General features: G+C 74.3%; 7 protein-coding genes. 2 read left to right on the forward strand and 5 right to left on the reverse strand.

Going from position 1 to position 7,416, the window contains the following annotated elements; all coding sequences use genetic code 11:
• Positions 1 to 63 precede the first annotated feature (63 nt).
• From BM076_RS29190 to BM076_RS29205, 4 genes are read right to left on the reverse strand one after another with little or no spacing between them, the layout of a single operon-like run.
• Entirely contained in the window at positions 64 to 1,437 is a 1,374-nt protein-coding gene (locus tag BM076_RS29190) for an AAA family ATPase (RefSeq protein WP_093716742.1), read from the reverse strand.
• An 8-nt stretch (positions 1,438 to 1,445) separates the two neighbouring features.
• Positions 1,446 to 3,047 carry a hypothetical protein gene (locus tag BM076_RS29195; RefSeq protein ID WP_093716724.1) on the reverse strand — a complete coding sequence of 534 codons (1,602 nt, stop codon included), beginning with the start codon at positions 3,045 to 3,047 and terminating at the stop codon, positions 1,446 to 1,448.
• Positions 3,038 to 4,213, reverse strand: coding sequence for a hypothetical protein (locus BM076_RS29200; RefSeq protein ID WP_245796482.1), 1,176 nt, complete (start codon positions 4,211 to 4,213; stop codon positions 3,038 to 3,040). The genes BM076_RS29195 and BM076_RS29200 overlap by 10 nt, the downstream gene beginning before the upstream one ends.
• A 21-nt stretch (positions 4,214 to 4,234) precedes the next feature.
• Entirely contained in the window at positions 4,235 to 5,293 is a 1,059-nt protein-coding gene (locus BM076_RS29205; protein ID WP_093716725.1) for a phosphatase PAP2 family protein, read from the reverse strand.
• Positions 5,294 to 5,535: 242 nt separating this feature from the next.
• On the opposite strand from BM076_RS29205, the gene BM076_RS29210 reads away from it, so the two are divergent.
• Positions 5,536 to 6,225: a TetR/AcrR family transcriptional regulator gene (locus BM076_RS29210; RefSeq protein ID WP_093716726.1), complete on the forward strand. Its 690-nt coding sequence runs from the start codon at positions 5,536 to 5,538 to the stop codon at positions 6,223 to 6,225.
• An 89-nt stretch (positions 6,226 to 6,314) separates the two neighbouring features.
• Positions 6,315 to 6,908: a histidine phosphatase family protein gene (locus BM076_RS29215; protein WP_093716727.1), complete on the forward strand. Its 594-nt coding sequence runs from the start codon at positions 6,315 to 6,317 to the stop codon at positions 6,906 to 6,908.
• 232 nt (positions 6,909 to 7,140) lie between these two features.
• Here the strand turns inward: BM076_RS29215 and BM076_RS29220 are convergent.
• Positions 7,141 to 7,416, reverse strand: a 276-nt coding sequence (locus BM076_RS29220) for a transposase (RefSeq protein ID WP_143120667.1), incomplete at its 5' end; no start/stop codon positions are given.

Here is a 7,416-nt window from a genome sequence, read left to right on the forward strand (position 1 = left end):
GCGCCGGTGCAAGACCCCACCCGTACGGGTGAAGGCCGCCCCCCCCGCGCCCGGAACCGCGGCTCACGCCCGCCACGCCACCCGGTGCTCGGCCAGGTGCGCAAGCACCGCGTGATTCGCCTCCCAGCCGTCGGGGAACTTCACGGTCACGCCCAGCTGGACCGGCTCGGAGGACGGGTGTTCGTCGAGGAGTTCGGCGACGCCCGCGCGGCAGACGACGATGCAGGCATGCCGGTGCCGGGAGGCCAGGACGCACAGCCGGCCCGTCTCCAGGTGGAAGGCGGTCGCGTCCGGGCGTCCTGACAACGGGTGGAGGACGACGGTGACGTCGAACTCCCGGCCCTGGAGCCGGTTCGCGGTGTCCACGGTGACCCCGGCGACACCGAGATCGGCGAGCGCCGCCCGCACCGCCGCCGCCTGGTCGCGGTGCGCGGTGCCGACCGCGATCCGGTCGGCGGTCAGCGGCGCGGGATCGGGATCGGGCGCCGCGTACGTCAGGCCGCCGCGGTCCAGCAGCCGCCGTACGACGGTCGCGACCGCCCGGACCGCCTCCGGGTCGGTGCGCGGGGTGTGCCGGGCCGGCAGCTCCAGCAGCCCCCAGCCGCTCGCCGCCGCCTCGTCCAGCACCCGGTCGGGCCCGTCACCGTCCCCCGGCACCCCGAACACCAGCCGCCGGTCGCCGTGCCCCGTACCGCTGCGGAAGGGCGTGTACGGGTAGAAGGCCCGCGACACCAGCGGCGCGGCCGACGCGGGCAGTCGCCAGGACACCGGCAGCCGGTGCTGCGGCAGCCCCGGATTGTGCGCCAGCAGCGTCACCACCGCGCTCGCCGACGGGTCGTAGCTCAGCCCCGCCCACTGCTCGGCGCCCACCACGCTGAACGGGTCCAGCTGCCCCGGGTCGCCCACGAACAGCGCCCGCTCGAACAGCCCCGCCACCTGGAGCAGCGCGTCCGACCGCATCTGATACGCCTCGTCCACGATGGCGTGCCGCCACGGCTCGGTGTCCTTCACGTACGCCCACTTCGCGGCCGTCGCGATCACCACCTTGCAGGACCGCAGATTCGCCACCGACGTGTCCTTGACCAGCGCCGGATGCCGGTCGAGCGCCTTGTCCGGCAGCGACTCCGAGCCGTGCAGCCGGCCCACCGGCAGCTCGGGCTCCGCCGTCGCGAGCCGGTCCGCGAGGTCGTCGACCTGCGCGTTGGTCTGCGCGACGATCATCAACGACTCGCCCGCGGCGGCCAGTTCACGGGCCGCGCGCACCACGAGCGTCGACTTGCCCGCGCCGGGCGGCGAATCGACGACGACACCGCGTGCGGTGCCGTGCAGGGTGCTCTCCAGGATCGCCGCGGTCGCCTCGGCGGCGGCCCGGCCCGGATCGAACTCCCCGCCCGCCCCCCTTCCGCTTCCGTCCGTGTCCGGGCCGTCGGCTCGCACGGGCTGCGTCACAGGTAGTCCTCCGCGGTCACGGGGTCGGGCGCGTCGGCGGGCGGCGGCGTACCGGGCGGGACCCCGGCGTCCGGCGGCCCGCCGTGCGTCCACGGCGTCTGCTCCGGCTCCGGCAGCCCGGGGCCGCCGCGCGGATCGTGCTCGAACAGCGTGAAGTCCACCCGCGCGCCGGCCTCCGGCACCGACCCCTCCTTCGGCACCCGCCCGCTGCCCATCCCGCCGGTCAGCCGTACGACCACCAGGTGGGCCGCGGGCCCGCCGTCGTACGGGGTCCCGTCGGATCGCACCTCCGGCGCCACCGAGACGATCTCGGCGGACTGCGCGGACTTCGCGCCCGGCACCGCGCGGTACGCCTTCGTGCCGGGCTCGGCCTGCGGCAGGTCGGGGGTGCGGACCGTCAGCAGCGGGCGCGGCATCGGCCGCCTGCCCTCCGAATACGTCATTTCCACGCCCGTGACCTCGCCCGCGAACGCCTCGCCCGCCAGCCGCCTGACCGCCATCGTCAGCGGGTCGTCCAGCGCCTCCTGGGCGGAGACCCGGGCCTGCGCCGTCTCCCGGCCCGCGAGCTTCTGCGCGGCGGCGACGGCGCCGTCCCGCTTGGGCTGCGGCGGCTCGCCCGCGCGCAGCCGGTCCCGGTGACCGGTGAAGGACCAGCGGTCCCGCTTCCACCGGTCGGCGACCCGCGCGCCCTCGGGCAGCGCCCGCAGCAGATCCAGGCCGTGCCACACGTCGTCCCACGTCGGCCGCAGCTGGGACCCCACCAGCCGCCGTACGTCCGCCTCCGCGGCCGCCACCTCCGCCGCGTCGGCCCCGTCCGTACGGGCCGCGTCGTAGCGGGCCATCGCCGGCGCCAGCACCCGGTTGTCGAACAGCGGATCCGTGGCCGGACCGGCCGGCGGGCTCAGCAGCAGCCCGTCCGGCGCCCGGTCGGTCTGCGCGCGCTCGGCGGCCACCGCGCCGTCCAGACCCGGCGGCGGATCGATCCAGCCCAGCAGCGCGCCCAGATGCTGGTCCTCCATCGAACTCTGCCCCGTCGCCCAGTGCCTGGTCAGCAACTCCGTCATCGCCACCAGCAGCGCGCTGCCCGGCGTACGCGCCCGCTCCCCGTAATGCGTCAGCCAGCGGCCCAGCAGCGGCACCGGGACCGGCACCGGATGCGGCGCGTCCGGATCCTCGACGGTCCGCAGGAAACGCGTGGACCGGCCGAGCAGCCGTACGTACTCCAGCGCCGCGCTGTTCGGCACCACGATCTGCGGCGCGTCCGCGCAGACCTCGCTCTCCTCCCGGTTGCGGGTCGCGGGCTCCACCTCGACGTCGTCCTCGTACGCCGCCATCAGCGGCAGCACCGCCGCCGCGAGCCCCGCGAAGAAACCGAACCGCAACTCCCGGTCCAGCGGCTGCGGCACCACCAGCAGGACGGGCGCGTCCCGGTCCGTGCCGACCATCGCGCCCAGCGGCGCGCCCGCCTCACCGGCCGTCGTCAACGGCACCAGCACCAGCGGCCGTTCCGCCAGATGCCGGTGCCGTACGGTCGCCGCCGGCACGGCCCGGCCCGCCGCGACGGCCTCGGCGCGCGCGAGCGTGTTCATCAGCGACATGCGGCGTCCCCGGCCCGTTCCCCGGCCCCTTCACCGGCCTGCTGGGCGGGCACCCCGGCACCCGGGACCGGTGCGGCGAGCGCCTCGGCGCGCAGCGCCGCCGCCCGCCGCAGGGCCGCCACCGCCGGATCGGCCGGGTCGCCCGCCTCGCCGTGCGCGGCCGACAGCACCGCGTCCACCGTCGTCAGCGTGCCCAGCTCACCGCGCAGGCCGCGGCCCAGCGACTCCACGCAGCCGTCGGCGCGCGACCGGTCACGGCAGTGGAAGGCCAGCTCGCAGGTGGACAGGCACTCCGGCGCGTACGCCGCGGGCACCGCGTCCACGGCCTGGCTCAACTCGATACGGGACCGGGTCGGCGTACTGCCGTCCGCCGCGTACCGCAGGTCGAAGGTGGTGCCCTCCGGGAGCGTGGCGGCGATGTCCTCGATCCGCGTCAGCCGCGTCAACTGCCGCCCGGTCACCGCGAGCTGCTTGCGCACGTCCACCCACTCGGCGGTCGGCAGATTGGAGAAGTCCCTCGGGCACACCAGCAGCACATCGGGCCGGGCCCGCCCCGGCTCCACCGCGTCCAGCGCCAGCACGTAGACCGCCGCCTGCCGGGCCGCCGCGCCCACCTTCTGCGCGTCCGCGCCGCCGTCCAGGATCGGGAAGGACTTGATCTCCACCACCGTCCAGCGGCCGTCCGGCGCCACCGCGACCGCGTCCGGCTCCAGATACGCCAGCGAACCCGCGACCTCCAGGGCCAGCAGCGGATGGTCAAGCAGCGTCCACGAACCCGCCGGCGCCTCGGCCAGCGCCAGCCGCGTGCGCGCCGCCCGCCCCTCGGGACCCGGCGCCGCCAGATCCGGCACCTCGGCGGGCACCCCGGGATCGGCCGCGCCCAGCAGCCGCAGCAATTCGGCGCAGCCGTCCCGTTTCACCCGCGCCTCGAAGGCGTGACCGCGCGAGAACGCGAACCGGGACTGGCCGAACCGGGCGGGCGCGCCCAGCACTTCGGCGACCGCGCCCTTGTCGACCCCGGCGGCGTCCATCAGCGCGCGGCGCCGGCAGCCCGGATTGGCCGCGAGCGCGGCCAGCGCCCGCGCGTCCAGCGGACGGGGAGCGGTGCCGGGGCCGCGCAGATCGGCCAGCCGCTTCCGCAGCGAATGGTGGTGCGTAGTGCTCACCCGCGAAAGTGTGGCACCCGGCTACGACATCCGGCCCTGTCCGGCGTGTTCACCCGCGGGACGCGGCGCCTCGGAACCGGCGGAATCCGCCCCGTCCGGGCCCGTGGAACCGTCCGCGCGCCGCGGCACCGACACCGTCCGCGGCTGCGGCACCGGGCCGCCCGCCCCGGCCGCCGCCGGAACCGTCGCCGTCAGCCCCGACGCCGACAGACCCTCGACGCCGTCACCGGCCTCGCCCTTGGTGACGTGCGCGGCCACCACGGCCGACGCCGACACGCTCTCGTCCGCCGCCCGCGGCGTCCTGCCCAGCGCCTTCGTCACCCGCGCCAGCAGCCGGTCCGTGGCCCGCAGCGCCGGCTTGGCCAGCACATAACCCAGCCCCATCGTGGCGACACCGGCCGCCGCGTCGAACAGGTAATGGTTCGCCGTACCCATCACCACACACGCCGTCACCAGCGGATACAGCACGCCGAGCGTGCGCACCACTCGGTTGCGCCCGTAGCGCCACAGCATGATCCCGCACCACAGCGACCAGCCCACGTGCAGGCTCGGCATCGCCGCGTACTGATTGGTGAGATGCCCCATACCGCGCGGGGCGCTCGCGTCCGTGCCCCACCAGCCGTACGAGCCGTACTGCGCCATGGTGTCGATGAAGCCGTGGTTGATCAGCCGCGGCGGGGCGGTCGGGACCACCGTGAAGCCGATCAGGCCGATCAGCGTCGAGATCATCAGCCAGGTGCGCGCCATCCGATAGTGCGTCGGACGCCGGCGCCACAGCCACACCAGGACCGCCGGGGTCACCACATAGTGCAGCGAGGCGTACGCGAAGTCCGCCGGAACCCCGAGGAACGCGTGATCGGTGAAGAGCCGGTTGAACCAGCGCTCCGGGTCCAGATGCGTGAGCTGTTCCACGTGCAGGATGTCCGCGCCGTGCTCCACGGCGTCGTCCACGTCACCCCTGACCAGCAGGCGCGCACCGGAGTAGAGCCCGTATATCACCGCGATGAGCGGCAGCTCGGTCCACCAGCGCAGCTTGCCCCGGTACGCGGCGGCTCGCGGCGCTGTGGCGGTGATCGTCATGCGGACGTCTCTCCAGGTTCTCCGGGGCCGCGGGCGGGCGGTCATGGTGATTGCGCGTACCCTCTACCGTACGACGTACGTTAAACGTCACGTACACCGGCCCGGAACTACGGAAGAAACTCCGACATCGTACGGTGTTCAACGTTCCGTAGCAGGGTATGTGCCATCGAGGACGCCCGGTCCGCTCCCCGGGTTGCCTTCCTCGACGTATTGATCCTTGCCGTATCGATCAAGAGAGTCGGATGTCCGTCACCCAGCCGGTCCGCTCCCCACGGCGCCGCGCTCCCCGCAATTCGCTCAACGCCGACCGTATCCTCGACGCCGCGATCGCCCTGCTCGACCGCGACGGTGCCGAGGCGTTCACCATGCGCGCCCTCGCCCAGGAACTCGGCGTCGGCACCATGGCGGTCTACTCCCACTTCCGCGGCAAGGACGAGATCAGCGACGCCGTCGCGCAGCGCCTGATGGACACGATAGAGCTTCCGCGGACCGGCACGGGCGACCCGCGCGGCGAACTGCGCGAAGTCTGCCGGGGCGTCTACCGGCTCTTCACCGAACACCCCTCGGCCCTCCAACTCCTCACCATCCGGCCGCTGCGGGGCGACGACGCCATCGCCGTCATCGACCGCATGCTCGACCTGCTGCGCCGCGCCGGCCTCGACCGCACCGCCGCCGCCCGCGCCCACGTCGCGCTCATGCAGTACACCGTCGGCTCCGCCCTGTGGAACACCCGCCGCGCCCGCGCCCTGTGCGAGGAGGGCGTCCGCGACCGGGTCCGCGCCAAGCTCGACGCCCTTCCGGCGGACCGCTACCCCGCTCTCGTCAGCCTCGCCCCCGAACTCCTCTGCGCCCAGGACCAGCGCACCGAGCAGTACGAGTTCGGGCTCGACGGCATCCTCGACGGGCTGCTCGGGGGCGGGCGGGGGCTCTGAGGAGGCTCTGCGCGGTGACTCCACGTCGCCGTGCGCGATGATGGGGGGCCGTTTTCCTCCCCGGTCCCCTCTCCGAAAGGCCCCGCCGCATGGCTCCGCGCATCCTTCTGGTCCGGCACGGCCAGACGGAATGGTCCCTGTCCGGGCGGCACACCGGCCGCACCGACATCCCGCTGACCGAGGACGGGCGGCGCACCGTCCGCCTCCTGCGCGACCGGCTCGCCCGCGCCCCCTGGAACGGCCTCCCCGACGTCGAGGTCCGCACCAGCCCCCTGCTGCGCGCCGCCGAGACCTGCGAACTCGTCGGCTTCGGCGCCGCCGCCAAGGAGTGGGACGCCCTTCTCGAATGGGACTACGGCGACTACGAGGGGCTCACTCCCGCCCAGCTCCAGGGCCTCCGGCCCGGGTTCAACATCTGGCGCGACGGTGTCAGCGGCGGCGAGGCCCTCGCCTCCGTCGCGGCCCGCGCCGACCAGGTCGTCGGCTGGGCGCGCTCCGCCGAGCGCGACGTCCTCGTCTTCGCGCACGGCCACTTCTTGCGCGTCCTCGGCGCGCGATGGCTCGGGCTCGAGCCGTCCTTCGCGGCGGCACTCCGCCTGGACCCGGCTTCGCTGTCCATCCTGGGGTGGGCGTACGGGGAGCCGGCGCTTGAACGGTGGAACGACACCGGTCACTTGGCGTGAGGCCGTAACGAGGCTTTGTTTTTCCCGCCCGCCCTCCCGTGCGGGTGCGTTGGCGTCTGCGGGCGCCACTCGTCGTGGGTCGGTGCCACCGCGGGGTGCCTCCTCGAGCTGCGTGCGGAGCCGTTCGTCCGTTTTCGGTGCCCTGGTGTCGGCACGCAAATCTGCGGGGGCACCCCACGGCGGCCCCTCCTCGCCGTTGGCGGCTGCCGGCCCCTAGGGCGTGTCTTGTGGATCATCTGGCTGACCAGATGAAGATGGCGGCGAGGTGGAGTCCGGCGAGGTAGATGGTGGCGGTCTTGTCGTAGCGGGTGGCCAGGCCGCGCCATTGCTTGAGTTTGTTGATGCACCGTTCGACGGTGTTGCGCTGCTTGTAGGCGTTGCGGTCGAAGGCCGGTGGACGGCCCCCGAGCCGGCCGCGCCGCTTGCGGTTGGCGGCTTGGTCCGCCGGCTGCGGGATCACCGCCCGGATTTTCCGTTGCCGCAGATGGGATCGGATCGCGCGGGACGA

Origin of the sequence: Actinacidiphila alni (assembly GCF_900112845.1) — a bacterium.
GTDB lineage: Bacteria > Actinomycetota > Actinomycetes > Streptomycetales > Streptomycetaceae > Actinacidiphila > Actinacidiphila alni.